Origin of the sequence: Chryseobacterium artocarpi (genome assembly GCF_001684975.1) — a bacterium.
GTDB lineage: Bacteria > Bacteroidota > Bacteroidia > Flavobacteriales > Weeksellaceae > Chryseobacterium > Chryseobacterium artocarpi.
The window spans coordinates 46,037-71,350 of sequence record NZ_MAYH01000049.1 but is presented as its reverse complement, the minus strand read 5'-3'; the positions used below and the strand labels follow the sequence as shown (position 1 = coordinate 71,350).

Below are 25,314 nucleotides of genomic sequence, written 5' to 3'. Positions count from 1 at the left end.
TTAAGACCATTCTATTGAACAAGCCTCTTACCTGTAACGTGTAGATTTTCTATTATTTCGGTAGTGGCAGTGTCTCAAAATCTCCGCGGAGAAGGGCTAATTGGAGTTCATTATTCAAGTCCGGTGAAGAAATCGGAAGGTCTATTTTTAGTTTGGCAAGTTTACTTAGTGTCTGTATCTGTGTAAACAACTCATAGAATCCAAAAGATATTACTTTTCCGTTCTCAATGATCAGGAATAGTTTTTCCCCTAATTTTCTCCCTGTACCCAGCCAAAGTTCATTCCTTTTTCTGAACTCTATTTTCTGTTTTAATACGGCAACATCATTATATTCTTCCTGAGTTCCAATAAACTGAACAGCTTTTGTTCCCTGAGTAAATGACCGGAATTTAAGAATAGGTTTCTCTGTTTTATTGAGTGTATTTTTTTCAACAATGTATTTGTTGTTCCTGAAATATAGTCCGAAAGGTAAAACTTCTTTTTTCTTAATATTCTTGGAATTCAGGATCAGTTTGGCAATAATATCTGTTCCGGTAAGTTCAAAATTAATCTGTTCTGAGTCTTTCTGAACCTGTTCCCATTTTTTTGATTTGGAATTGAAAACTTTTTTTGAAAATTTATTGATATCCTGCACATAATCTGTGAAAATAATTCTTCCTGCCTCGTCCTGAAAATATACGAATCCTTTATCATTGGGAAGATCCTGAGTCAGTTCCTTAATCTTATTGATATAGGTTTTAGCATTGGTTTCATCGTGTTGCTTCTGGATAATCTCGTTTTCAGTATCTTTTGATATCAGAAGTTTGAACAGTTCTAAAGTTGCTCTTGCATCTCCATCTGCTCTGTGATGATTGGTCAAAGGAATTCCTAATGATTTCACCAGTTTTCCCAATGAATAACTTACCTCATCAGGAATAAGTTTTTTAGCTAAAGGAATTGTATCTAAAGTATTGATTTTAAAATCATAACCAAGCCTTTTGAATGACTGGCGCAACATTCTGTAATCAAAGTCAATATTATGTCCTACTAAAGTTGTATTCTCCGTAATCTCAATAACTCTTTTAGCTATTTCATGGAATTTCGGGGCAGTTTTAACCATTTTCGGGGTAATACTTGTCAACTTTTGTACAAAAGGAGTGATGTCTCCTTCCGGATTGACAAGAGATATAAATTGGTCCGTAATTTTCTGACCATCATATCTGTAGATGGCAATGTCTATAATGCACTCATTTCTATAACCTGCACCATTACTTTCTATGTCTATAATCGAATACATTGATTTTCCCGTTAACTGCTTTTTTAATTAAAATCTTAATTCTTTACTCCGATATTACTTCCCCATCAGTAAAGATAACCTGCTAAAGTAACAAAAAATATATCAAATATAGCAGGTAATCATAGATTATACTTCAATACTATCTTCTTCTGCCTCCCAGACCAAACATTCCAAGGATTGCCTTTGCTCCTTCTCTCATCAATGTATTGGTAAAAGTTCTTCCTGCCTTACTTTGTAATACCTGTTCAAACATTCCCGGCTCTTCTTTTACCGGTCTTGATCTTTGGGTAGAGGTAGGATTCTGTGCAGCCTGCTCCATTCTGGCAGTTAGTATTTCATAAGCAGACTCTCGGTCTATTGCCTTTTCGTACTTAGCAACCATCGCAGATCTTGATGTCAAATCTGTAACTTCCGTTTCACTCAGAACATCCATTCTGGATTCCGGAGAGATAAGATAAGTATGAACCAATGGTGTAGGAATACCTTTTTCATCCAAAGCTGTTACAAATGCTTCTCCAATTCCCAAATTCTGAATAAGGCTTGGCGCATTGTAAAATTCAGTCGTTGGATAGTTTTCAACGGCTTTTGTGATTTCTTTTTTATCTTTTGCTGTAAAGCCTCTCAATGCATGCTGAATTTTCAGACCTAGCTGAGATAAAACACTTTCAGGAACATCTCCCGGGATCTGTGTAATAAAATAAATTCCCACTCCTTTGGAACGGATCAGTTTTACCATCGTTTCAATCTGCGAAAGAAGAGCTTTTGAAGCTTCATCAAAAAGTAAATGTGCTTCATCTATAAATAATACCAGTTTCGGTTTTCCGCTGTCTCCTTCTTCAGGAAATGTCATGTAGATTTCCGCAAAAAGAGAAAGCATGAAGGTGGAGAACAATTGAGGTTTATTCTGAATATCTGATACTCTCATAATATTAACAACACCCTTGCCATCTCTTTTCTCCAGCAAATCCTGAACATCAAAGCTCAATTCACCGAAGAAGTCTGCCGCTCCCTGCTGTTCTAATGCAACAATTGATCTTAAGATCGCTCCCAATGAAGCCGGCGCTATTGATCCGTAGTTGGCTGCAAGCTCTGCTTTTCCCTGGGCATTATCTGTTACATATTGCAATACTTTTTTCAAATCATTAAAATCAATTAAAGGAAGTCCTTTATCATCACAATATTTGAATACAATGGACATGATACTTTGCTGAGTATCGTTAAGCTGAAGAATTTTACTTAATAAAACAGGACCAAATTCAGTCACTGTAGCTCTTAATTTCACTCCCTTTCCGCCGGAAATACTCATCAATTCTACCGGAAAGCCTTGTGGAGTGTATGGAAGCTGCGTTTTTGCATATCTCTCTTCAATGATGGAATTCATTTGCCCTGCTTCGGCAATTCCAGAGAAGTCTCCTTTGATATCCAGAACTAATGATGGAATTCCCTGATGAGACAGCTGTTCTGCGAAAACCTGTAATGTTTTTGTCTTTCCTGTTCCGGTAGCTCCGGCAATAAGTCCGTGACGGTTAATTGTTTTCAAAGGAATAGTAACATTCACTTCTGTAACGACTTCTCCATTCAACATTCCTTTTCCTAATATAATATGATCTCCCTTCGGAGTGTATCTTGCATTTAATTCTTCAATAAATTGTGCTTTGTCTGCCATCTGATCACTTTTTTTTAACTTATAAATATAAAGGTTTTTGTAAAATATTTAATCACCAAAACAATATTATACCTGTAAGTTTTGTTTTTATGTTTAATAAATTAATGTTTACTTTAGCTATTAAAAATAATGCCATATGCGATTATCAATGATGCTATTTAAAAAAAATTTAATCATCGCTTTCTCTCTTTTATTTACTGTTATTTTTTCCCAAGAACGCAAAAGACCTGTAACTCTAGCCATTAAAGGAGATTTTACTCAGCCTGCCACTTCTGTAATATTTCCTGAATTCTGGGCTGGTTTTCAAAGAGAAAGTATACAATCTTATGATCCTCAGAATAAACATATTGTTGTAAGCTATGTGCAACAAATAACCAAAAAGAACAAAACAACTCTTACATTATATTTATATCCTAAAAAAATTGTTGACAATCAATTACTGAGAGACAATTTTGAAGCTTATCATTATGTTCTTTACCAAAACTCTAATAAGAAAACTAATCTGAAACCTTCTTTCGGAAGCCTTTCCAATGATAATGCAAAGGTAAATTACACCTACTCAATATTTGATCACGCACTAGGTGAACGCGATTTTTTCAAAGGAGTAAAGTTTACGGATAAAAGCTCACTTCTTGCCATTTATGAATGTGGAACATGGGATTTTAAAACGCGGGTTTCAAGCGATAATATGACGAAAGCTCAGATTTCAGAACTGAAAGAAAAGGTTGAAAATTATTTTGGAATATTAAACATTGCCGCTAAAAATCCACTTCCAATAGAGAACGTTCCGGATCTAAGATTATCTCCTATTGTAAAAAGAGATTCTATGATGACTAAAGCAACTATTGCTGCAGCTGAGGCTAAAATAGAATGGATGAAAAACAACCTTGAAAAGAAAGAAGTCATGACGGGATTCAATGATATGAAAATTGATTCTGAAGTATATTCTATTGAGAAAATGATAGAATTCTACAAGGCTCATGAAAATGACTGGACAATGCAGGAAAGTACTAAAAACTATTTTAGTGAAATGATCAGAATCGCAGACAACGGAAGAATCAAAGATCACATCTATGATAAATACAAAGGATTGATTGATTATCAGGAAGGTGCAGATAAAGAAGAAGATTACAACCAGTTCAAAATAGACAAAGGAATTTCTACAACCACTAATGAAATTCTTTATTCATTATTTTACAGAATACAGTAAGTAAACTGTATATAATTCTCATTTCATTTAACAAACATGATATAAAACAGCATTTGTAAATTGACCTTATGTAAGGCATTCTTTTTGCTGAAAACAACGTGCATTAAACATTTGTTTAACGTAAGTATTGAAAGAAACTATCAATGGAATTTAACATTTGATTTAGAATTTATCTAATACTTTGTATCTTTAACTATTAAAAAAATACCCAATGAAAATTGAACAAATATATACGGGCTGTCTGGCTCAGGGTGCCTATTATATTGTATCAGAAAATGAAGCTGTCATTATAGATCCTCTAAGAGAAGTAAAACCTTATCTTGATCGTCTGGAAAAAGACAATGTCACTTTAAAATATATTTTTGAAACCCACTTCCATGCTGATTTTGTATCAGGACATTTGGATCTGAGCAAAAAAACAGGAGCTCCTATTGTATACGGACCTACTGCAGCACCGGAATTTGATGCTATCATTGCAGAAGACAATCAGGTTTTTGAAATTGGAAAAATAAAAATAAAAGTACTTCATACTCCAGGGCATACCATGGAGAGCAGCACTTACCTTTTAATAGATGAAAACGGTACTGAAACGGCAATTTTCACAGGAGACACGCTATTTTTAGGAGATGTCGGAAGACCAGATCTTGCTCAAAAGGCTACAAGTCTTACCCAGGAAGACCTTGCCGGAATTCTGTATGACAGCCTTCAGACTAAGATCATGCCTTTAGATGACAGCATTACAGTATATCCCGCTCACGGAGCCGGTTCTGCATGTGGAAAAAATATGCAAAAGGAAACGGTAGACATTTTAGGTAATCAGAAAAGAACAAATTACGCACTTAATCAACCGGATAAGGAAACCTTTGTGAAGGAAGTACTTGACGGGCTGACTGCTCCACCAAAATATTTCGGAATGAATGTAGCCTTAAATAAAGGAGGTTATGAAAGTCTGGAAGTAGTTATGAACAAAGGATTACAACCTGTTTCTCCAGAAGATTTCGAAGCTTTAGCAGAAGAGTCAGGAGCTTTAATTCTTGACACAAGAGGAGCAGCAGATTTCCATAAAGGTTTTGTTCCCAACTCCATTAATATTGGATTAAAAGGTGATTTTGCCCCTTGGGTAGGAACTCTTATCGTAGATGTAAAGCATCCTTTATTACTAATTACAGATGAGGGAACTGAGGAAGAAGTAATCATCAGATTAAGCAGAGTAGGTTTTGATAATGTTTTAGGATATCTGAAAGGAGGTTTTGAAGCATGGAAAAATGCAGGGAAAGAAACGGATGAAGTGAAAAGAATTTCTCCCGCTGAGTTTGCAGAGCAGTTCACACCTGATGCCAAAGTAATTGATGTAAGAAAACTGACAGAATATTCTGCAGAACATATTGACAATGCTTACAACAGACCTTTGGATTCCATCAGTGAGTGGGCACGTAATCTTGATGACTCTGAACATTTCTTCCTTCACTGCGCAGGCGGGTACAGAAGTATGATCGCAGCAAGTATTCTTAATTCACACGGAATCAGAAACTTTACAGAAATAGAAGGAGGTTTTAACGGGATCAAAAAGACAGAGAAATTTCCAACTACAGACTTTGTTTGCCAATCCAAAACATCATAAGCTCATGAAAATCAATTTCTTTGGATTTGCCCTAGCATCACTCTTGACGTTAAATGCCTGTAAAACAAATCATACACCTACTGTAGCAAAAGCTAACATCAAAGAAGTGGTAACCAGTTCCGATGTAACTTTAGTTGACGTTAGAATTCCTGAACAATATGCTGCAGGAACGGCAAAAAATGCCATCAATATTCCTTTAGCAGAAATTCAGAATAATATTGAAACGTTGAAAGGAAAAAAAGTAGTGGTTTTCTGCAATAAAGGCGTACAGGCAGATCAGGCAATGGAAATCCTAAAGAAAAACGGGGTGGAAGCCTATGATGGAACAAGTTGGAAAAACGTAAAAGGCATTCAGGACGAAGCCAATAAAAAGTAAATTAATAACCCAATTATATGTCACAAAAATTTCAGGAAATCATCAATTCCGAAAGACCGGTACTTATCGACTTTTTTGCCACTTGGTGCCAGCCCTGCAAGGTTCAGTCTTCGGTTTTAAATACAGTAAAAGAAAATATTGGTGAAGGTGCCAGAATTATAAAGGTAGATGTAGACCAGTATCCAGCTCTTGCAGCACAATACGGAGTAAGAGGAGTTCCTACATTGGCAGTTTTCAAAAACGGAGAACTTCTATGGAAAGAAAGCGGAGTACATGATGTCAATACATTAACCAATCTGCTGCAACAATATATTTAAGATTAAAATAATGCTGATTATCAATGATATTCAGCATTATTTTTTATTAATCAATTGAAAAATGATCCCTGTCATTTAAAAACTGGAAGTGTGTTCTAAAATCATTCAGTTCATTCATATCCAGTTCAGCGGATACAATATTTCCTTTTTTATCTGCAATTTCCCGTCCATCAGCAAAGAAACAATGAGAGCTTTCCTGATAGAATAAATTATTCCCATCCGTTCCTATTCTGTTTAACCCAAAAACGAAAGAGAGATTTTCAATAGCTCTTGCCTTTAAAAGATGTTCCCACGCTCCTACTCTTTTTTCTGGCCAGTTTGCAACATATAAAACAGCATCATAATCATCATTATTTCTTGCAAAAACAGGAAAACGAAGATCATAGCAAACCTGAAGAAGAAACCTTACTCCTTGGTAGTCAACAATTATACGTTCTTTTCCGGGTGTATACACCTTATCTTCTCCTGAGAATGAGAATAAATGTCTTTTATTATAAAAAGTAACCTCACCTGTAGGCTGTACAAAATACATCCTGTTGTAAAAATTACCATTTTCTTCTACTGGAGCACTTCCACAGAATGCAGCATTTTTATCTTTAGAAATTTTCTTTAAAAACTCCAGAGACTCGTCATTTCTATCGGAGACTTCTGATGCATCCATACAAAAACCTGTGGAAAACATTTCAGGAAGTAGAAACAGATCTGCAGTTAGATCTTGAAGTTCACTCTCTATTATTTTAAAATTTTCAGCTTTATTTTTCCAGACAATATCTAAATTAAGTCCTACAATCTTCATCTTTTTACTTTTTTATTATTCCAAATCTGTTGTATAAAAATACGTCTTTTATGTTTAATCAGGAAAAGCTTCTTACAATTCTTAATATTTATTAAAGTCTGCTATTTTTATAGTATTCAATACGTTTCGGTTCTATTTTTGATACAGGTATTTTTTATTAATATCATTAAAAATTAAAAAAATTTATGAAGAAATTGGTTTTTATGGTGATGATTTTCTTTTTCGGTGTTACAGCTCATGCTCAGGCATGGACAGGAAAAGGAGATCAGAAAGTTCAATTGGGATTAAGCGCTTGGGGATATGGAACAGGTATTACAGGTACTTACGATTACGGGCTTAATAAGCTCATATCAGTAGGTGCTGGGCTTAACGGTTATTTCAGTAATTACAAGAATAACGACAAAGACAATCGTGTTTTTGTTTTCGGAAGGTTGAACTTTCACTTACAGGAAGCATTGAGCCTGCCTGCAAAACTTGACATTTATCCTGGTGTAGATGTTGGTGTTCTTGGAAAAGACTTTGGAATAGGCGCCCATATCGGAGCCAGATACTTCTTTACAGAAAGAATTGGAGTGTTTGCAGAGGTAGGTAATAACGGAAGTCTTGGTGTTTCATTCAATTTATAATCAAATAGTCCTTAAATATGACAAAGCTTCTCGTTTCGAGGAGCTTTTTATTTGGCATAGTTTTGATAATTGTTACCTTTGCAAATTAAAATCTAAAATTTATTAATGGAAATAGCAATCAAACTCTTCCAGTTCATTCTGAGTATCTCTATACTTGTAGTTCTTCATGAGCTTGGGCACTTCTTACCGGCAAAATGGTTCAAGACCAGAGCAGAGAAATTCTTCCTGTTTTTTGACCCTTACTTCTCCATATTCTCTATGAAGAAAGTTAACGGAAAATGGAAGTATAAATTCTTGTCTCAGAATCTTCCGGATACTGAAGTAATAGAGGTAAACGGAAAAAAGGAAGAAGTTCCTATCGATATATCTAAACTTTCTGACGACGATTGGAGAAAATACCCTGAACAAACCAAATACGGAATCGGATGGCTTCCTTTCGGAGGTTATGTAAAAATTGCCGGAATGGTAGACGAAAGTATGGATACTGCTCAAATGAAAAAACCGGCGGAACCATGGGAATTCAGATCAAAACCGGCTTGGCAGAGACTAATCATCATGTTGGGAGGTGTTACCGTAAACTTTTTCCTTGCATGGATCATCTTCTCTGCATTAGTAGGAAAGAATGGTGAAAACATCTTTGAAGCTGATAAAATTACAACTCCTCTTCATTATACCGAAGCGGCTAAGAAAATGGGCTTCCAGGATGGAGATAAAATTTTGAAAGTTGACGGAAAAGTTCAGAAAGACTTCAAAAAACTTGCTTTAGACGTTCTATTAAGTGATGAAATCACCGTATTAAGAAATGGAAAAGAAGTTACTTTCCCTACTAATGATGACGGAAAAGTAATAGCATTTAACGATCCTGAACCAAGAGCATTCTTAACACCAAGAATGACTCCTATCATTGATACAATCGTTACAAAATCTACAATGGATGCAGGTTTAAAGGTGGGTGATAAAATTCTTGCCATTAACGGAACTCCTATTACTTATTATGACGAACTTAAGCCTCTTGTTATTCCTAACGCAGGAAAAACAGTTGATTTTAAAGTAGCAAGAAACAACGAAACAACTGACTTACAAATCCCTGTATCTAAGGAAGGAACCATTGGTGTTGTATCATACAAAGAAATTGAAAAATATAATGTTCATAATGATTATACTTTCTTCGGAGCGATCTCAAGAGGGTTTACGCTTACGATTGAAAGTTTAACATACCAGATCAAGCAGTTTAAATTAATCTTCAACAAAAAAGTTCAGGGGTACAAAAAAGTTGGAGGTCCGCTTGCTATTGTAAAAAATATGCCGGTAAGCAAAGATGCTCAAGGTGGTGTTTCTATAGACTGGAATGCTTTCTGGGGCTTTACAGCAATGTTCTCTGTATGGTTGGCATTCCTTAACCTTATTCCTATTCCGGGGCTTGATGGCGGGCATGTTATATTTACATTATATGAAATGATTGTAGGAAAGCCGGTTCCTCAAAAAGTACTGGAAAATGCTCAGATGGTGGGAGTTATATTCCTTTTAGGGTTAATGGCTCTTATTTTCGGAAGCGATATCATTAAAGCCATAATGGGAACTTTATAATTTTTTCAAAAAAAATATAAAAATATTTGCAGGGTATAAATATTCGTCCTATATTTGCACCACTTAAAACAAAGGACATTCCTCCTTAGCTCAGTTGGTTAGAGCATCTGACTGTTAATCAGAGGGTCGCTGGTTCGAGCCCAGCAGGAGGAGCAAAAAAGACTTACAGAAATGTAGGTCTTTTTTTATTTTTACTCATTTTCTGTTGGTTACCCCTATCATTAGGGGATTTGATAATTTATTAATTATCCTATTTTCCTTCTTTTTTATTAAATAATAGGCTTCCAAAAAGGTACACCTTCCTTTTGGCTTTGGAACACCATCATTTTAAGAGCTGGAACACCACTTTTAAACATTGGAACACCATTTAAACCCTTATTAATTCTACAAAATTATGAACACTATAAGCATACTCTTTGTATTAGACAAAGCAAAGACAAACACTAAAGGTTTTGCCCCATTAAGATGTAGAATAACATATTTGGGAGAAAGAAAACCATTTGCTACAGGATTATTCATTAGCCCTAAACATTGGGATAGTAAACAGCAGAAAACTAAGCCACCCAATGAAGAACACAATTATATCAACAACCAATTGAGTCTGATTAAGAATAAGATTAATCAGGCTTTTTTATTACTCCAACTCCAAGATGAAAACTTTGATGTAGATGATATTTACAGACAATACAGGGGTGAGACTCTAGTTAAAGATTATTCTTTACTAGAGTACTACAAACTCTACCTTGAAAGACTTAAAAAGCTAATAGGAATTGATATTAAACAACCTACCTATGATAAGTTTGAATATATCAAAGATGATCTGGAAGAGTTTATAAGATTCAAATTCAAGAAATCAGATATAAAGCTAAAAGATTTAGATTTTGACTTCATATCAGAGTTTGAATATTATTCAAAAACTGAGCTGAGACATAGTCAGATTACTATTAACAAAGCTATTCAGAGAATTAAAAAAGTAGTTAAGAAAGCTGTATCACAGAAGTATATTCAGTCCAATCCTTTTGAAGAACATAAACCTAAGAAAGTATACCCCAAACTTGTATTCTTAACACAAAAGGAATTAGACAAACTTGAAAATCATATATTCCAGTCTGAAACATTGAATAGGGTTAAGGACTGTTATTTATTTTGTTGTTATACAGGACTTGCTTATAAGGAGATGTTTGAACTTAAAAGGGAAGATTTGATTACTAAGCCTGATGGAATCAGTTGGATTTACAAGGAAAGAGAAAAGACAGACAGATCCTTCTCTGTACCTCTAATACTACCAAGAGCCCTTGAAGTAATGGAGAAGTATTCTTCAGAAAGTGAGTATCTCTTACCCAGAATAAGTAATCAATATTTTAATAGGCTACTTAAGGAAATAGCTTCTATACTAGAAATCTCTAAAAATCTCACTCATCACACAGCAAGAAAAACATTTGCCTCTACAGTCTTATTGAATAATAATATTCCCATGGAAATTATATCTAAACTTTTAGGTCATTCCAAGGTTACTACTACACAGGAGTATTATGCAGAGCTAATGCCCAAAAAGCTAAGTGAACAACTTCAAAAACTTAAGACTAAACTGAAAAAATAAAAAGATAATTCAACAATATTTTTAATATTTTTCTTAATTTTGAAAACATAATTTTAACTCATTACATTATGAATGAATTCCAACCAGATTGGAATTTTCATAAAGAAAATGAGATTGAAAGTAATCTTCCCCCTCAGAAGTTACCTGGGGCATACAGTGAAGATTTTGAAGAGAGTTTTAAAGAAATACAACTCTACAATCACGACATTTCTTTTGAAGAAAATTTCCAACAAGACAACACTCCTAAGTACATTCTTATTGAGATAAACTCAATAGGAGAAATGCAGGTTAATAACGTTTTATCCCCTAATGATAAAATAGTTGTTAATATGAAAGACTTTGAACAATTCAATTTTGAAAGGTATTTCGTAGACTATGACACCATATTTGGGACTAGGCTTCTTAATTTCATGCAATATGACAGCAGTTTCTTTGTTTGCGATGAAAGAGTCTTTTTTGAAGCATTACTCATCAAGTACAAAAAATCTAATTTTACATCATTTTACTGGTCTAAAGAAAAAATTTTTAAAGAATTAGGTATTAAAAAAGATAGGGCAGAAAAAATAATCAGCAGATTTAAGGAATTAGGAATCATTTCTGTTGAAAATAAGAGGAGCATAAGCTCTGAAGGCAGGCCACAACAGGTTAATTATTTCTTTCTACATCCTGAAAAAGTTATAGAAATACTTCCAAAAGTATTTGGAGATGAAGAGGAAGAAAGGATTTTTCAAGGTCACAGAGATATTCAGAAGTATCTTAAACCTGGGCTAAGGAAAAAGAAAGGGAAATAACCACATTATTCTCTCCACTGGAGGATTTCCCTCAATAAAAGATATGTGTGTAAATAACAATACAATATCTTTTATTTGAGGATTTCCTCTAATGGGTTTGATGTTCTAAATCGCAACTTTTTTAAACAATCAATAATTCACCAACACTCTTGAAAACTCAAGGGTGATATTAACAATTTAAATACAGAATATTATGCAATTAAAACAGTCACAAAGACAACAAGTAAAGCTCAGATTAGGATTATCAGGAGCTAGTGGATTTGGAAAGACCAAATCAGCTTTATTATTAGCCTATGGAATGACACAGGACTGGAGTAAAATAGCAGTCATAGACACAGAAAACTCCTCAGCTTCCTTGTATTCTGACCTGGGTAGCTATAAGGTGTTGGACTTACAAGCACCCTATTCACCAGAAAGATATATACAAGCTATAGAATTGTGTGAAAAGTCAGGAATTGAAGTCATTATCATAGATTCAGCCAGCCATGAATGGAATGGTTCTGGTGGATGTCTTGAAATCCATGAGAAACTAGGTGGTAGGTTTCAGGACTGGGCTAATGTAACTCCAAGACATCAAGCATTCATCAACAAGATATTACAGTCAAGCTGTCATATCATTACCACCACAAGAAGAAAGATGGATTATTCTTTAGATATTGGTAGCAATGGTAAGACTAAAGTCGTCAAACATGGGACAAAGGAAATCACCAGGGATGGCTTTGAATATGAACTCACCATCAATTTTGAATTAGTTAATGATAATCATTTGGCTAAAGCAAGTAAGGATAGAACAGGACTGTTCATGAATAAACCTGAGTTTTTGATAACCCCTCAAACTGGCAAGGTGATTCTTGACTGGTGTAATGCAGGAACTATTAACCAAGCCCAGGTAACCTCTTCTATGCCTAAACAAAGTTACCTGGGTACTAATGAGATTAATACTCTAATTAATAAAATAGGAGACTGTAATACAATTAGTGACCTTTTAGCACTCTACAAACAATATCCCCAGTATCAAGAAGATTTAAAACCAGAATATGAAGCCAGAAAATCATTCTTAATCAAATTATCTAACCCTCAAAACTTTTCAACTAATGGAGTACACAGATAATACAGCAGTAATGGAACTGCACAATGTTCAAAGAAACAGTCAACTTAACCTGGAGACTGTAAATATCCAAGATGCAGAGGTGTTTTATCCAAGCAGAATGAATGAAATTAAGGAGGTTGAACCAAGAAGTGTTCAGCCTCTTTTGGTTTCTGATACAATTAACACTCCTCCTTTCACAACAGATTCTACCTATGTTCATAAACCATTCATTGAAGCCAACACCTTACAGGTTGATTTAAACCACCTTAAAGGTGACTGCATTATTCCTGTGTTCAGTAAGGACAATGAAAAGACCATTGCACATCAAGAGTTTATAGATATTGTGATGAATACAGCATTAAAACTGTTTCCTCACCATAACATCAGTAACCCTGAAATCAGAGTATCACATCAAATCAAGGCCAGAACTCCTGATGCCATCTACAAGAGTGCCAAAGATTTACTAGACCATGAGAAGACTATTTACTATGAAAGAATGGCTTTTATTATTCAAATACCATCTATTGTAGATACTATCAATGGTAATGAATTAGCTCTCACTTTGGGTGGAGTAAGAAGTTATAACCTAGAGAATCTTTACAACAAGAAAACCTTTGAAAAATTCAAGTTCTTCATTGGCTTTCAAAATAAGGTTTGCTGTAATTTATGTGTTAGTTCTGAAGGTTTTGTAGAAGAAATGAGAGTGGGAAATTATCATGAACTACAGGAGAAAGTTATCCATGTGATTCAAAACTACAATACACAAAGTCACCTGGAGGTTATGAAATCTTTATCCCATAGTCATCTTACAGAGCTTCAATTTGCCCAACTCATAGGTAGGTCAAGATTATATCAACACTTACCTAAAAAGGAGAAATTAGCTATTCCAAGTCTGAACTTCAATGACAGTCAGCTTAATACAGTAGCTAAAGATTACTACGAAGATGAAAGCTTTTGTAGGAATGAAGATGGAGATATTAACCTCTGGAATGTGTACAATCTCTTTACACAAGCTAATAAGAGCAGTTATATAGACACTTTTCTAGACAGGAACTTGAATGCTTTTGAGTTTACCAAAGGAATTCAAAAAGCACTTAATGGTAATAGTAAGTACCTGTGGTTTTTGAATTAGTTTTATTCCTTTGATTTTTTAGGGAGATTATATAATAAAAGAGACCTAGAGCAGTAAACTGTCTAGGTCGAATTTTCTTATTTTATAGTGCTCAGTTATAGCAGAATGTATAATAGGGCACTTTATAAGTGCAAATATAAGAAAAATATTTTATATATCAAACTTTATTTTATTGTTAATTATTTCTTCTAGCAATGGATTTGCCTTAGCACTTGTAATTATAGCTTTTATTTCATTCTCAAGCTCATCAGCTCTAGCAGATGATATTTTGCTTAAAACAAATAGAATCAATCTAATAGAAGTATTCAAACATGTAGTATCTGCAATTTTATTTCTGTATCTTTTATTAGGGATTCGCCTAATACCTGTTGGCTGATTAAAATCATAGAGAACTCCATTGTGGGAACATATATTTCTTACGTTTATGATTGAAAGCATAAAATTATCAAGTAATTGATAATCTCTAAAACCATATACAGTTGATATTTTTGTTTTTAAAGAGCTATCTTTCAGTTTATTATAGAATTTGAACACTTGTCCAAAAGTTAAAAATTCAAATGTCTTCCATGCAGGAGCGTGATTATCAGAAGGATAAGTGGTATGATGTTTAGAAATAGTTCTATTTTTTGTTTTAAGATTATAGTAAATGTTATTAAACTCCCTCATAATACTACTATCAACATTTCTACTATCAACATACCAAGTGCTATCTGTATTGTAATGATTTGAAACTAAATATACTAATTGTGTTCTAAAGTGAACTTCTATTCTATATATATATCTAGATAGAAGTGTTTTTAAATCAAAGTCAAAATAATACAAGCTTACTATGTCTTCTAATGTAATATTCGTTCTAAAAATGTGATTAAGAGGGTCTGATTGAAAATAATGCCAATAGAAGCCTAGTCTATAGTAGCCAATATCTAATAATAATTCTTCTGCTTTTGGCTCATTATTTATTATTAATCCCCTTGATTTCAATAATGCTATTTGTGAAGTTATAGTAGTTGCATTTCTTCCCATTATTATATGTTAATTAGTTATAGTTAAATTCAAATTATTACAAAAATACACAAAACATTGAATTATGTAACTTCTTGATTTTATCATACTTTCCTAAACTCTTTAATACTTTATTTTTCAAGTCCAAAAAATTCAATCTCAAAAATTCATGTCCTTATGAACTCCCTCACATACACACCACCCAATTCTTCTCAAGGGAAATCCCCCTCCCCACCTTTCAGAAGCTAGAAACTTTTTACAGGTCTATTATTATTTGAGAGAACACCTGTTACTTCAATTTTAGTTCTTTACTTGTGATAGCACTTCGTCAGCTTATGAATGTGCTTTCACTGCACCTTCCTATACTGATTTCTACTCATCACACTCCACTGCTGAACCTGGGATGGAAATGAGAATATCAATCTTTCTCTTTTACAATACAACACTCCTGAATACCCCTCACCTGTGGGGAGACAACAGACATTAAGCCTTTAAACCCAGGTAATAGTGGTGGCATAAAGGTTTGTGTCTTGTTTCATTAATTAACAATTAACTCAAAATCAAAAAGACTATGGTAACGATTACGAATTACACCAAAAGAAAAAAAGAGGATGGGACAGCATTTTGTGTCCTTGAAATTAACAGTGGTATTGAGCTTTTACAAAGTCAGACCACAGGGCAATATTATGTCACTGCCAAAAAGTGCTACATTCCTGCAACCTTTGACGAAGCTGTGTGCAGAAGTCTTCGAGGTACTATGATGAAAGGTGATATTATCAAGGTTGAATGTAAAACTTATCAGTATACTATCAAAGAAACAGGAGAGATTATCACTTTAAATCACAGGTATGAGTACACTCCTGATGAAAGTTCACAATTAGCCTCCAATAATTATTCAGAGAATTATACAGCTCCAGGTAACCTTGTGAGTACTATCCAGTAAAAATATTAAAAGCCCCAGTTCTTGTAAAATGTATATATACAGAAACAAAAAGTGGGACTTATTTAGGACAAGATTTACCTGGAGCCTATAAAGAAAGGGAGTAAATTTTGTCCTTTTCTTTTACTCTATTTTTTCCTGTTTATTAATGTTTACCTTTACACCTACCCAGGTAACTTTGACTGTAAAAATAATTAATGACTGGGTAAGATTTTATTTAATAGCTGAAGTTTCTATTTATACCTAACACTTATACAAGTCATTGAACATAATATCAGAAACCTCCAGGTAACCTCTTACTAGAAAATTAAACTAACTTTTGGTTTGTCGTAGAGAGAATGGTTAAAGATGAATGATTACTCTATCACATTTGTGATTTCAGAAAGTTTCACCTCTAAGCTAATGGAAATCTTGTATAATGTAAAACTACTAGGACAGGTCTTGCCTGTTTCAATCCTGTTCATGTTAGACTTCTCAAAATTACATAACAGGGCTAATTCAGCTTGAGACATCTTTTTCTCTTCTCTTAGCTGTCTTATCCTCTTACCTAAAGCTATTTGAAAGTTTACTTTTTCCATCAACATAATAACTGATTTCAAAAGTGGTCAAAAATGACAATATTATCGTTATCATTTTTGATAATTATATATATTTGTCTAACCTTAACAAAACATTTTTAACTATGATAACAACCTTAGCATTGAGCTTTCAACACCTTATCATTGTATTCATTATACTAGGTGTGCCAACCTTGATTATTTATCTAATTATCAAGTCAAGAAGTAATGATAAAAAATTAATACTGACTTTTGATATTAACACCATTGGTACTGATAACCAAGCCTTGAATATTAATGAAGAAACTAGTAATAACCTTGAGAAGTATGGAAAGATGTCTGAAAAGTCTAATCTCTTCCTTTATATATTAACTTTTACATTCTTACTATTCTTCACAATGGTGTATACCATTAACAACAGAAGTAATTATGATTTAACTGATGGGGCTTACCTTGCAGGGACAATATTAGCAGGATTAACAACCTTTGGATTCTACATAACAATATTTACATTACTGTTTAATCCTATCAGAAAACTTCACAAGAGATACCTTCAATTCAGTGAGGGGACTATTGATATTTCTGTCTTTAAGAAGTTCAAGAGCAGAAGCAGGACAAACACAATCATTCTTAGTATCATCTGCATTCCTTTATCTTTTGGAGTGTTTGGTTTATTGATGATACCTCATTACAAGTTTTCATCCAACCTTAATAAGCTTAAATTTTAACAACTTCAAATATGAAAACAAAACCATTACTAATTACAATCACTTTCGTTTTGGGAATACTCTTAGCAGTCTTTGGGATTAAGTTCTATCAAGAATCAAACATAGAAGGGTACAATCTTGTCAATTACCCTGTACAGGTGGTTTTACCTGAAGGCTATAAAGAAATAAGCCCAGAAAGCCATCTTGTAGGGTACTATAACAAGAGACAGAACAAGCTCTATATAGCATTTTATGATGAAAATGGTAAGAAAATCAATACAAACAGTACAGCCAAAGACTCCAATGAAAAGCATTAATATAGTATGTACTTAGTTTATTGTTTTTTGGCTTTTCTAAGCCTTAGCCTACATAATGCAACAAGAAATGTTGCTGAGGAGGATGGAGATATTCCTACTATCTACAGAGGAACAAATACAGTACTATTAAATCTTTGGTTCTTTCTTACAGGTTTAATAGCTCCCACAGTAACAATGTTTCTTTATACCAAGTGGTATTGGGCAATAATCTACATAGTTGCAGGGTTACTGATTTCAATCGTAATGGCTAACAACTATATATACAAATACCATATAGTTAGAAGACCACCATTAAACACCCCAAGTAGAGTTGATGTCAGACTATCAATAATTACAAGTATGATTAGTGTTATCTTACTTATTGTTCTGATAGTATGATATTAGAAGTTATTCACTATTACAGTGACCCAGGTAACGTTGACATTGGTGGAAACCTTAAAAATAGTATATTCACCATAATCACGACTTCTACATTTTTCCTTAGCAACAGTATTGTAACTTGGGAACTGAACAGAAGTAAGTTATACATCTGTGAGATATACAGCAGATTTAATGATGAAGCTTATCAGAAATCTTATGTTAATCAAATTCTTGAAGATGATAACAAGATATTTCATGACTGGATTAATTGTGACATCTTAGTCCCAGGTAACCTCATTTCTGACTCTAATAAAGCTAAGGTAAATTATCTCGCAATTAAAATCAAAAGTGGCTGTATAGAAGCTACAGAATGTAGACCAGTTATTGCAGAATACGACTAATAAGCCTTTTGATAAACAACAATCAGCTAACTTTAATAAGGTAGCTTTAACTATCTAAAAATAAATGAATAATGACATATACGAGCACTTAAAATTCAGGCTAGATGATGAGCATAATGACTTTGAGTTTGAGATTATATCTGTACCCCCTTATGAGTTTATAGAAAATAACCTCTCTTTAGTTCCTTATGAATACTTTGGTGACATTAATGAAGTTCTTGGTTTAAAAGTAAAACAGATACTGTTGTACTTTAATGCTGACAGGCTTATGAGGGTTGAATTGAAATATAAAGAGAATAGGGTTGAGAGCCTTAAAAGTAGACTGACAGAATTATTAGTCTACTTTCCTAACTCAGTAACTCTGAAACTGTCCTATCATGATGAAGAGAATGTAACTACCCTAATGTATCAGAAAAAGGTGCTAAACAAGTTTTATGATTTTGGGGTTACAAAAAATGTGAAATAAGCATCCTCACATACTCCAAAAAAAATGAATACAGAAACAACAGTATCAGAGATACAGGTAACATACCACCCCTTCAAAATATCTCAAACTAAGCTCACCATGAGTACTGATGTAATAGACATTATCAGGACAATCTGGGATAATAGGATAATAGAAATGCAGGAAGAGGTAAAAATACTCTTCGTAAACTCTTCAAATACTGTCATTGGCTTCTATAGTCTATCTAGAGGAGGTATTACAAGTAGCTTAGTAGATATTAGATTGATTTTATCAGTAGCCTTGAAATGTTTAGCAACTGGATTAATATTAGTACATAACCACCCAGGTGGCAATCTTAATCCAAGTAGTGCAGATTTAGCCATAGTAAAAAAACTTAATACAGCTTGTAAGCTACTTGACATAGCTCTTCTTGACAGTATCATCATTACGAAAGAGAGTTATACAAGTTTTAATGATGAGGGATTGCTGTAAGTAATTAATGACCTCAAAGGCATACTTTTAGGCATACCCTATTAAAAGTTAATATCTAAATAACTAAATATCAACATGAAAAACATTAAGTATTGAGCCCAGCAGGAGGAGCAAAAAAGACTTACAGAAATGTAAGTCTTTTTTCATTTTACTCACCTACTATATTCTTTTATCACATGGAAGACTAAGATATTTTTAACTTTTACGAAGTTATCGCATCATTTAATAAAGAAATTTCGAAAACTCTTTATTAACTTGCATACATATCAAATTATTCCATGAAAAGAATTTTTATTTCATTATTAGCAGCCTTTGCTAGTATTCAAATCTCTGCACAGGAGAAATCATATTTTTTATCAACCCCTTCTTTAAGTCCTGATGGAAAAACAGCTTATTTTGCTTACGACGGAGACATCTGGAAAGTAGATTCCAATGGAGGAAATGCATCAAGAGTAACCGCTTTGGACGGAGAAGAAATCAATCCACGCCTTTCTCCTGATGGAAAGTGGCTTGCATTCAGCTCCAATCAGTATGGGAACTATGACGTTTATGTAATGCCTTCCGAAGGAGGAACTATAAAACAATTAACCTTCCATACCGGAAAAGATGATATGGAAAACTGGGGATGGGATAATAAAACCATTTATTTTACTTCAAACAGAAACAACAATTTCGGGAGTTTTAAAACGTCCATTGAAGGAAAAACACCACAGAAATTATTCAATAATTATTTTAACAATACCAATGGGCTTGCTGAAACGCCAGCCGGAGAGTATCTTTTCACAAGCTCTTCAGAAAGCGCCAATCAGGTACACCGTAAACGCTATAAAGGAGCAAACAATCCTGACATTTTAGGATACAATCCTAAGACCAATGCCTACACACAACACACTAACTATGAAGGAAAGGATTTCAATGTAAGTGTAGACAAAAACGGCATCATTTATTTCATTTCTGATGAGAATAATAATGAATACAATCTTTATAAAATAGAAAACGGCAAAAAGACCGCATTAACACAATTTGATACTTCTATCAAAAAGCCTTTCGTTGCAGCAAACGGATCTAAAGTGATATTTGAAAAAGATTACCAGCTTTACATCTACGATACAACGACTAAAAACACTACTCTTCTCAATGTAAATCTTAACACGAACAAAACATTAGAAAAAGATCAAAACTTCAGCGTAGAAAACAACATTTCATATTATGATGTTTCTCCTGATGGTAAAAAAATGGCATTTGTAAGCCGTGGAATTTTATTTGTATCTGATATTGAAGGTAAATTCACACAACAGGTTTCTGATGGGAAAGAGCGCGTCATGGAAGCAAAATGGCTGAAGGATAACCGTACATTACTTTTTAATCAAACTGATAAAGGCTACCAAAACTGGTTCACCATATCTGCAGATGGAAAAGGACAACTAAAACAGCTAACAAATGATCTTCGAAACAACCGCAGCATCACTCTTAATAACGATCTGTCAAAAGCTGTTTATTTAAGCGGAAGAGACGAAGTAAGATTACTCGATCTAAAGAACTTCAAATCTACCACCATTGTAAAAGACGAAATCTGGGCATTCCAAAACTCAAGACCATCTTTCTCACCCAATAACGAATATGTATTATTCTCTGCAAAAAGAAATTTCGAGCTGGATATCTTCATTTACAACATTAAAAAGGGAAAGACTATAAACCTTACCAACACTGGTGTTTCAGAAGAAGATCCCACCTGGTCACCCAATGGTAAATACATTTATTTTGCCAGCGACAGGACGAACCCTTCCTATCCTTTAGGAATGCAGAAATCCAATATTTACAGAATGGCTTTAGATTGGTTTGATGAACCTTATAAATCAGAGAAATTCGACAAGCTTTTTGTAGAAGAAAAAAAGGAAATAAAATCCGACAAAGAAGAAAAAGATAAGAAGAATAAAAAGAGCAAGAAGGAGGATGACAAAGACAAAAAAGAAGTGAAAGAGCCTGTTATCAAAGAATTGAAAGTAAATCCTGAAAACACTCTTGAAAGGATTGAATTGATTACTGACCGATATGGATATCAGGACGATCCTATAGTTTTTGCTGACGATAAAAAAGAAATCCTTCTCTTTAACTCTAATCAGGATAACGGAAAACGACAGTTATTCAAAAAAGTATTCACTGATTTCGAACCTGCAAAATCTGAAAAAGTATTTGATAAAGCAGCTTATTACATCACCAAAAATGATAAAAACCTATTTGCATTAATAGAAGGTAATATCTACAAGACAGCAATTTCAGCCTTAAAGCCTGAAAAAATCAATATCCAGTATACCTTTAACAAAAATCTTGCTTCCGAATTTACACAGATGTATGATGAAACAGGGACAGGTGTGGAAGAAAACTTCTATGATGAAAAATTTCATGGGGTTGACTGGAAAGGAAAGAAAGAGCAGTACGCCAAATATCTTCCATATGTAAACAGCAGAAATGATCTGCGAATTTTACTGAATGATCTTCTGGGTGAACTTAATTCTTCACACATTGGGTTTTCATCAAGTGGTAAAGAGGAAAGCACTTATTTGAATTATTTCACTAACGAAACTGGAATTATATTTAAAAAAGATGCTCCTTACACCGTTGAAAGTATTGTTCGAAAATCACCGGCTTTCCGCTCAGGCGTGGATATCAAACCAGGAGATGAGTTGATTTCAGTTAATGGAAAAACGATTGATCCTAAAGAAAACAATGAAATTTATTTCACTACACCTAAAAAACAGGATGAGCTTACATTGGTATTTAACCGTGGTGGAAAAAATATTACGACCAAAGTACACCCGATCTCCAATACGGAGCTAAAAGGGTTGCTTTATGATGATTGGATTTTTAATAATCGTCAACGTGTTAATCAGCTTAGCAACAACAGAATTGCTTACTCTTATATGAAAAACATGTCTACAGATGAGCTTGACCGTTTCCTCTTGGATATGGTAGAACAGGAAAACAAAAAAGAGGCTGTCATTCTCGACCTCCGTTTTAATACCGGAGGAAATGTTCATGATAAAGTATTAAACTTCCTTGCTCAAAAACCTTATTTACAATGGAAATATCGTGAAGGGAAAATGACTGCTCAACCTAATTTTGCTCCTTCCGGAAAACCTATTGTTCTACTTATCAACGAAGGTTCATTAAGTGACGCTGAAATGACTGCCGCCGGATTTAAAGCACTGAAATTAGGAAAAATCATTGGACAGGAAACCTATCGTTGGATTATTTTCACATCAGGAAAAAGTCTTGTAGATGGTTCATTCTATAGGCTTCCTTCTTGGGGAACTTACACACTGGATGGACAGAATCTTGAAAAGACCGGTGTAAAACCAGATATTTATGTTAAGAATACGTTTCTCGACAGACAAAGTGATAATGATCCACAACTGGAAAGAGCTATTCAGGAAATACTTAAAGATTTAAAAAAATAAAAAATAGATATAACAAAAACGTCTCCCATTAGAAACAGGAGACGTTTTTTATTACTTTTAAAAGTTTTAATTTGGCACGAAATAAACTTTCAAATAGTTATACAGATAAAATGTTTTGATTTTTGTCTGTAAAAAGTTTACTTTTTCGTTTTCGTATTCATTGGAGAATCTTTCCAGCTCATATAAAGGAATAATTCCTAATTTGTACTTTTCTTTATTGATATCTAACAATTCAACAAGAACATTCATATAGTTTTTCTCATAATCAAGCTCCTGATAGCTGGTTTCAAGATCTCTTTTAAAACGGTTGACTGTATTGGTAATTTCATCCTTTTTTCTCAGTAGATCATTATTTAGCTTTTCCACTTCTATTTTTGAAATCTCTCGATCTCTTTTGTTTTGGAATTGAGAAAATATAGGAACAGAAACATTGAGTGCCAAATAATGGTTTTTATTGTTCTTTAATTGTTCAAAAAAAGTATAATTATCATCTATTACTCTTCCTCCTGATGTTAAAACATCTGTCTCACCCAAAATATGGGAGTAAAAACTATTAAAATTATAACCTAATGATATTTTAGGCATATAACTGTTTTGTAACATCTTTTGATTTCTCTGTTCTTTTTCTAATGCCAGATTGATGATTCTGATTTCAGGAAAAGATAAGATATTATCAAGATTAGTCTCCACCTCTTTCATTACTTCCGCATCCACATCAATATCAATGTTTTGAATCTCAAAGTTATCACCAATATTTAATAAACTTTTCAGGTTATAATAAAGCAATTCCTTTTCATTTCTGTACTTTCGGATATCTATATCTGTTTTCAGTTTTCTCGCTTCAAGATTTTTTAAATTGATTTTGATTTCGTCTCCTTTCTCTATTCTGTACTTTACAATATCAATAATGGTATTATTAATCTTAGCATTGTTTTCCTGAACCTTTATTTGTTCATCAGCAATTAAAAGATCTGTATATACTTCAAGGATCTGTAAGTAAATATCCCGTAAAGTTCTTTTATTCGCTTCCTGAACAACATCTTGATTCAGCTTCTGTACATCAACATCAAGTTTTCTTTTGAAACCATTAAAAACGGTCCAGTTAAAATTAAAATTTCCTGTGATAGAATTTCTGTTTCTATTCTCCCTGATATTGGATGATGGATTGATAGCTGTCCCCAGATCATAACTATTTGCACCACTAAATGTTGCAGCAGGAAGAAACCTGTCTTTCGCTTTGCGTACATTCACGGCACTTATCAGGGAATCTTTAATTCCGTTTTTAATAATCAGGTTATTATTTTTTGCTACGCTATAACATTCAGATAGCGAAAGTGTTCTGGTTTGGGAAAAAGAATAAAAGCCTATAAAAATAAATACCAGAAAAAGCTTTTTTCTCATTACCTGTATACTTTTTTTAATCTGTTAATTCTCTTCCACATATTGGTAGAGTATTCTGTTTCAGATAGCTTTTTGTCATAATTGAAAAATGTCAATTTTTCAGGTTTCACCATTTGCCAAAGCTCATCTTGAGATAGGTTCGGATTGGAGTTTTTAGCATTATTGAATTCGTTCTGAAGGTCAATCTTTGTATTGATAATCCACTGCTCTACTCCAACCGCAAAAAAAGTTTCAGGAGTATTTTCATGAATATTCTCAACAGTTAACCCTTTTCTTAAATGGTCCCAGATTAAAAGATTAGTGATATAAGAATTTTTTAGCCCCAATTTTTGTGAAAGCTGTCTGTTCATAAGATAAAGCTGTTTCTCTTTCTGAATAATTTCAGCCATGATCTTATGGGCTTCTTTATACCAAGGAAATTTAAGTTTAATTCTCTCTCCTGATTCAAATACAAGAACAAAACCTTCCTGGTTAGGAAGATTAAGATTTTGAAGAGCTTCAAAGTTCTTTACGTCTTTATACATTTCGGTATAATCCTTGGCAACCGGAAATCCTAAATCTTCAAGAGGAAGATTATCTCCGGTCTCATTATCCAGAACACCGATCATATAAAGATCGCGGGAAGTTCCGTAATCAATAAGAACGTTAGTTTCCGGAAAAATCGCTTCAAAAACATACGTTCTATCTCTTTTCAACTTAGAGAATGTGTGTGAATATTTTTCGTAAAGGATTTTTGTAGCTTCTTTTGCATTAACATTTTCAAATGATCTCTGCGTTGCCAAAAAAGGTTTATCATCTACCCAATATAAGGTAGTCATGGTTCCATCTACTTTTTCAAAAATCTTAAAGCCTGTTTCAGGAATTTTAAAATTCTGCCCTTCACTTAAAAGTAAAGTTTCATCATCAATATATCTTCTATAAGTGAAGAATTTCGGAAATGGTCTTGCTAAAACTTCACCTTCTCCATTGATAATAAGTCCCCGGCAATGGATATTGTTATCATCCCAAATTACATTGGATTTTTCCAATCCTGAATGATAACCATATAGATACAATTCCTCTGTTGGATGTTTCTCAACACTAATGGAGGAATATTTCACATATTTATCTAAAAGATTCTTATCAAATCTAATCATTTTCATATTT

The 25,314-nt window shown here is 33.6% G+C and carries 24 protein-coding genes and 1 tRNA gene; 18 read left to right on the top strand and 7 right to left on the bottom strand.

The features are described from left to right. Positions 1-52 precede the first annotated feature (52 nt). Complete coding sequence (locus BBI01_RS19615) at positions 53-1,276, bottom strand: 3'-5' exonuclease (RefSeq protein ID WP_065396345.1); 1,224 nt, start codon at positions 1,274-1,276, stop codon at positions 53-55. Positions 1,277-1,415: 139 nt separating this feature from the next. Further along, positions 1,416-2,942 (bottom strand): helicase HerA-like domain-containing protein, encoded by a 1,527-nt coding sequence (locus BBI01_RS19610; protein ID WP_065396344.1) that lies wholly within the window; start codon positions 2,940-2,942, stop codon positions 1,416-1,418. 136 nt (positions 2,943-3,078) lie between these two features. Here BBI01_RS19610 and BBI01_RS19605 point away from each other — a divergent pair, with 136 nt between their 5' ends. From BBI01_RS19605 to BBI01_RS19590, 4 genes are all read left to right on the top strand, one after another. Then, positions 3,079-4,152, top strand: coding sequence for a hypothetical protein (locus BBI01_RS19605; protein ID WP_123862189.1), 1,074 nt, complete (start codon positions 3,079-3,081; stop codon positions 4,150-4,152). Between the two features lie 211 nt (positions 4,153-4,363). Beyond that, positions 4,364-5,773, top strand: a complete 1,410-nt coding sequence (locus BBI01_RS19600) for an MBL fold metallo-hydrolase (RefSeq protein WP_065396342.1) — start codon at positions 4,364-4,366, stop codon at positions 5,771-5,773. Between the two features lie 4 nt (positions 5,774-5,777). Beyond that, the gene (locus BBI01_RS19595) at positions 5,778-6,149 is read left to right on the top strand and encodes a rhodanese-like domain-containing protein (protein ID WP_065396341.1); all 372 of its coding nucleotides are present in this window, start codon (positions 5,778-5,780) and stop codon (positions 6,147-6,149) included. A 17-nt stretch (positions 6,150-6,166) separates the two neighbouring features. Then, positions 6,167-6,466: a thioredoxin family protein gene (locus BBI01_RS19590; RefSeq protein ID WP_065396340.1), complete on the top strand. Its 300-nt coding sequence runs from the start codon at positions 6,167-6,169 to the stop codon at positions 6,464-6,466. A 46-nt stretch (positions 6,467-6,512) separates the two neighbouring features. Here the strand turns inward: BBI01_RS19590 and BBI01_RS19585 are convergent, their stop codons facing one another. Further along, positions 6,513-7,262 (bottom strand): nitrilase-related carbon-nitrogen hydrolase, encoded by a 750-nt coding sequence (locus BBI01_RS19585; protein ID WP_065396339.1) that lies wholly within the window; start codon positions 7,260-7,262, stop codon positions 6,513-6,515. A 185-nt stretch (positions 7,263-7,447) separates the two neighbouring features. Between BBI01_RS19585 and BBI01_RS19580 the strand changes: the two genes are divergently transcribed. The 7 genes from BBI01_RS19580 (at position 7,448) to BBI01_RS19550 (ending at position 14,088) form a co-directional block, all read left to right on the top strand. Beyond that, positions 7,448-7,888 carry a DUF6646 family protein gene (locus BBI01_RS19580; protein WP_065396338.1) on the top strand — a complete coding sequence of 147 codons (441 nt, stop codon included), beginning with the start codon at positions 7,448-7,450 and terminating at the stop codon, positions 7,886-7,888. 105 nt (positions 7,889-7,993) lie between these two features. Next, positions 7,994-9,475 carry an RIP metalloprotease RseP gene (gene rseP, locus BBI01_RS19575; protein WP_065396337.1) on the top strand — a complete coding sequence of 494 codons (1,482 nt, stop codon included), beginning with the start codon at positions 7,994-7,996 and terminating at the stop codon, positions 9,473-9,475. Positions 9,476-9,554: 79 nt separating this feature from the next. Beyond that, positions 9,555-9,628, top strand: a tRNA-Asn gene (locus BBI01_RS19570). Between the two features lie 241 nt (positions 9,629-9,869). Further along, a complete protein-coding gene (locus BBI01_RS19565) occupies positions 9,870-11,075 on the top strand; it encodes a site-specific integrase (RefSeq protein WP_065396336.1) in 1,206 nt (401 codons plus the stop codon). A gap of 68 nt (positions 11,076-11,143) precedes the next feature. Next, positions 11,144-11,866: a hypothetical protein gene (locus tag BBI01_RS19560; protein ID WP_065396335.1), complete on the top strand. Its 723-nt coding sequence runs from the start codon at positions 11,144-11,146 to the stop codon at positions 11,864-11,866. A 193-nt stretch (positions 11,867-12,059) separates the two neighbouring features. Continuing rightward, positions 12,060-12,977, top strand: coding sequence for an AAA family ATPase (locus tag BBI01_RS19555; protein ID WP_065396334.1), 918 nt, complete (start codon positions 12,060-12,062; stop codon positions 12,975-12,977). Next, entirely contained in the window at positions 12,961-14,088 is a 1,128-nt protein-coding gene (locus BBI01_RS19550) for a DUF3871 family protein (RefSeq protein WP_065396333.1), read from the top strand. The genes BBI01_RS19555 and BBI01_RS19550 overlap by 17 nt, the downstream gene beginning before the upstream one ends. A 150-nt stretch (positions 14,089-14,238) precedes the next feature. Here the strand turns inward: BBI01_RS19550 and BBI01_RS19545 are convergent, their stop codons facing one another. Beyond that, positions 14,239-15,111, bottom strand: a complete 873-nt coding sequence (locus BBI01_RS19545; protein WP_065396332.1) for an Abi family protein — start codon at positions 15,109-15,111, stop codon at positions 14,239-14,241. Positions 15,112-15,661: 550 nt separating this feature from the next. Here BBI01_RS19545 and BBI01_RS19540 point away from each other — a divergent pair. Beyond that, complete coding sequence (locus BBI01_RS19540) at positions 15,662-16,033, top strand: hypothetical protein (RefSeq protein ID WP_065396331.1); 372 nt, start codon at positions 15,662-15,664, stop codon at positions 16,031-16,033. A 353-nt stretch (positions 16,034-16,386) separates the two neighbouring features. Here BBI01_RS19540 and BBI01_RS19535 read toward each other — a convergent pair whose 3' ends face one another. Then, entirely contained in the window at positions 16,387-16,608 is a 222-nt protein-coding gene (locus BBI01_RS19535) for a helix-turn-helix domain-containing protein (protein ID WP_065396330.1), read from the bottom strand. Between the two features lie 104 nt (positions 16,609-16,712). On the opposite strand from BBI01_RS19535, the gene BBI01_RS19530 reads away from it, so the two are divergent. From BBI01_RS19530 to BBI01_RS19500, 6 genes are all read left to right on the top strand, one after another. After that, positions 16,713-17,315, top strand: a complete 603-nt coding sequence (locus tag BBI01_RS19530) for a hypothetical protein (protein WP_065396329.1) — start codon at positions 16,713-16,715, stop codon at positions 17,313-17,315. An 11-nt stretch (positions 17,316-17,326) separates the two neighbouring features. Continuing rightward, positions 17,327-17,611 (top strand): hypothetical protein, encoded by a 285-nt coding sequence (locus BBI01_RS19525; RefSeq protein WP_065396328.1) that lies wholly within the window; start codon positions 17,327-17,329, stop codon positions 17,609-17,611. A gap of 374 nt (positions 17,612-17,985) precedes the next feature. Continuing rightward, positions 17,986-18,372, top strand: coding sequence for a hypothetical protein (locus tag BBI01_RS19515; RefSeq protein ID WP_065396326.1), 387 nt, complete (start codon positions 17,986-17,988; stop codon positions 18,370-18,372). Between the two features lie 64 nt (positions 18,373-18,436). Continuing rightward, positions 18,437-18,838: a hypothetical protein gene (locus tag BBI01_RS19510; RefSeq protein WP_065396325.1), complete on the top strand. Its 402-nt coding sequence runs from the start codon at positions 18,437-18,439 to the stop codon at positions 18,836-18,838. Between the two features lie 24 nt (positions 18,839-18,862). Beyond that, positions 18,863-19,309 carry a JAB domain-containing protein gene (locus tag BBI01_RS19505; RefSeq protein ID WP_065396324.1) on the top strand — a complete coding sequence of 149 codons (447 nt, stop codon included), beginning with the start codon at positions 18,863-18,865 and terminating at the stop codon, positions 19,307-19,309. Positions 19,310-19,587: 278 nt separating this feature from the next. After that, a complete protein-coding gene (locus BBI01_RS19500) occupies positions 19,588-22,767 on the top strand; it encodes a S41 family peptidase (protein ID WP_065396323.1) in 3,180 nt (1,059 codons plus the stop codon). 66 nt (positions 22,768-22,833) lie between these two features. Here the strand turns inward: BBI01_RS19500 and BBI01_RS19495 are convergent, their stop codons facing one another. Both BBI01_RS19495 and BBI01_RS19490 read right to left on the bottom strand, forming a co-directional pair. Then, positions 22,834-24,168, bottom strand: a complete 1,335-nt coding sequence (locus BBI01_RS19495; RefSeq protein ID WP_065396322.1) for a TolC family protein — start codon at positions 24,166-24,168, stop codon at positions 22,834-22,836. Then, positions 24,168-25,310, bottom strand: coding sequence for a hypothetical protein (locus BBI01_RS19490; RefSeq protein ID WP_065396321.1), 1,143 nt, complete (start codon positions 25,308-25,310; stop codon positions 24,168-24,170). Before BBI01_RS19490 ends, BBI01_RS19495 begins: the two co-directional genes overlap by 1 nt. Positions 25,311-25,314: the final 4 nt, after the last annotated feature.

Bases quoted from the DNA above. Each gene is read 5' to 3' on its own strand.
- BBI01_RS19615 (WP_065396345.1), bottom strand. From the start codon at position 1,276: ATGTATTCGATTATAGACATAGAAAGTAATGGTGCAGGTTATAGAAAT.
- BBI01_RS19610 (WP_065396344.1), bottom strand. From the start codon at position 2,942: ATGGCAGACAAAGCACAATTTATTGAAGAATTAAATGCAAGATACACT.
- BBI01_RS19605 (WP_123862189.1), top strand. From the start codon at position 3,079: ATGCGATTATCAATGATGCTATTTAAAAAAAATTTAATCATCGCTTTC.
- BBI01_RS19600 (WP_065396342.1), top strand. From the start codon at position 4,364: ATGAAAATTGAACAAATATATACGGGCTGTCTGGCTCAGGGTGCCTAT.
- BBI01_RS19595 (WP_065396341.1), top strand. From the start codon at position 5,778: ATGAAAATCAATTTCTTTGGATTTGCCCTAGCATCACTCTTGACGTTA.
- BBI01_RS19590 (WP_065396340.1), top strand. From the start codon at position 6,167: ATGTCACAAAAATTTCAGGAAATCATCAATTCCGAAAGACCGGTACTT.
- BBI01_RS19585 (WP_065396339.1), bottom strand. From the start codon at position 7,262: ATGAAGATTGTAGGACTTAATTTAGATATTGTCTGGAAAAATAAAGCT.
- BBI01_RS19580 (WP_065396338.1), top strand. From the start codon at position 7,448: ATGAAGAAATTGGTTTTTATGGTGATGATTTTCTTTTTCGGTGTTACA.
- rseP (WP_065396337.1), top strand. From the start codon at position 7,994: ATGGAAATAGCAATCAAACTCTTCCAGTTCATTCTGAGTATCTCTATA.
- BBI01_RS19565 (WP_065396336.1), top strand. From the start codon at position 9,870: ATGAACACTATAAGCATACTCTTTGTATTAGACAAAGCAAAGACAAAC.
- BBI01_RS19560 (WP_065396335.1), top strand. From the start codon at position 11,144: ATGAATGAATTCCAACCAGATTGGAATTTTCATAAAGAAAATGAGATT.
- BBI01_RS19555 (WP_065396334.1), top strand. From the start codon at position 12,060: ATGCAATTAAAACAGTCACAAAGACAACAAGTAAAGCTCAGATTAGGA.
- BBI01_RS19550 (WP_065396333.1), top strand. From the start codon at position 12,961: ATGGAGTACACAGATAATACAGCAGTAATGGAACTGCACAATGTTCAA.
- BBI01_RS19545 (WP_065396332.1), bottom strand. From the start codon at position 15,111: ATGGGAAGAAATGCAACTACTATAACTTCACAAATAGCATTATTGAAA.
- BBI01_RS19540 (WP_065396331.1), top strand. From the start codon at position 15,662: ATGGTAACGATTACGAATTACACCAAAAGAAAAAAAGAGGATGGGACA.
- BBI01_RS19535 (WP_065396330.1), bottom strand. From the start codon at position 16,608: ATGGAAAAAGTAAACTTTCAAATAGCTTTAGGTAAGAGGATAAGACAG.
- BBI01_RS19530 (WP_065396329.1), top strand. From the start codon at position 16,713: ATGATAACAACCTTAGCATTGAGCTTTCAACACCTTATCATTGTATTC.
- BBI01_RS19525 (WP_065396328.1), top strand. From the start codon at position 17,327: ATGAAAACAAAACCATTACTAATTACAATCACTTTCGTTTTGGGAATA.
- BBI01_RS19515 (WP_065396326.1), top strand. From the start codon at position 17,986: ATGATATTAGAAGTTATTCACTATTACAGTGACCCAGGTAACGTTGAC.
- BBI01_RS19510 (WP_065396325.1), top strand. From the start codon at position 18,437: ATGAATAATGACATATACGAGCACTTAAAATTCAGGCTAGATGATGAG.
- BBI01_RS19505 (WP_065396324.1), top strand. From the start codon at position 18,863: ATGAATACAGAAACAACAGTATCAGAGATACAGGTAACATACCACCCC.
- BBI01_RS19500 (WP_065396323.1), top strand. From the start codon at position 19,588: ATGAAAAGAATTTTTATTTCATTATTAGCAGCCTTTGCTAGTATTCAA.
- BBI01_RS19495 (WP_065396322.1), bottom strand. From the start codon at position 24,168: ATGAGAAAAAAGCTTTTTCTGGTATTTATTTTTATAGGCTTTTATTCT.
- BBI01_RS19490 (WP_065396321.1), bottom strand. From the start codon at position 25,310: ATGAAAATGATTAGATTTGATAAGAATCTTTTAGATAAATATGTGAAA.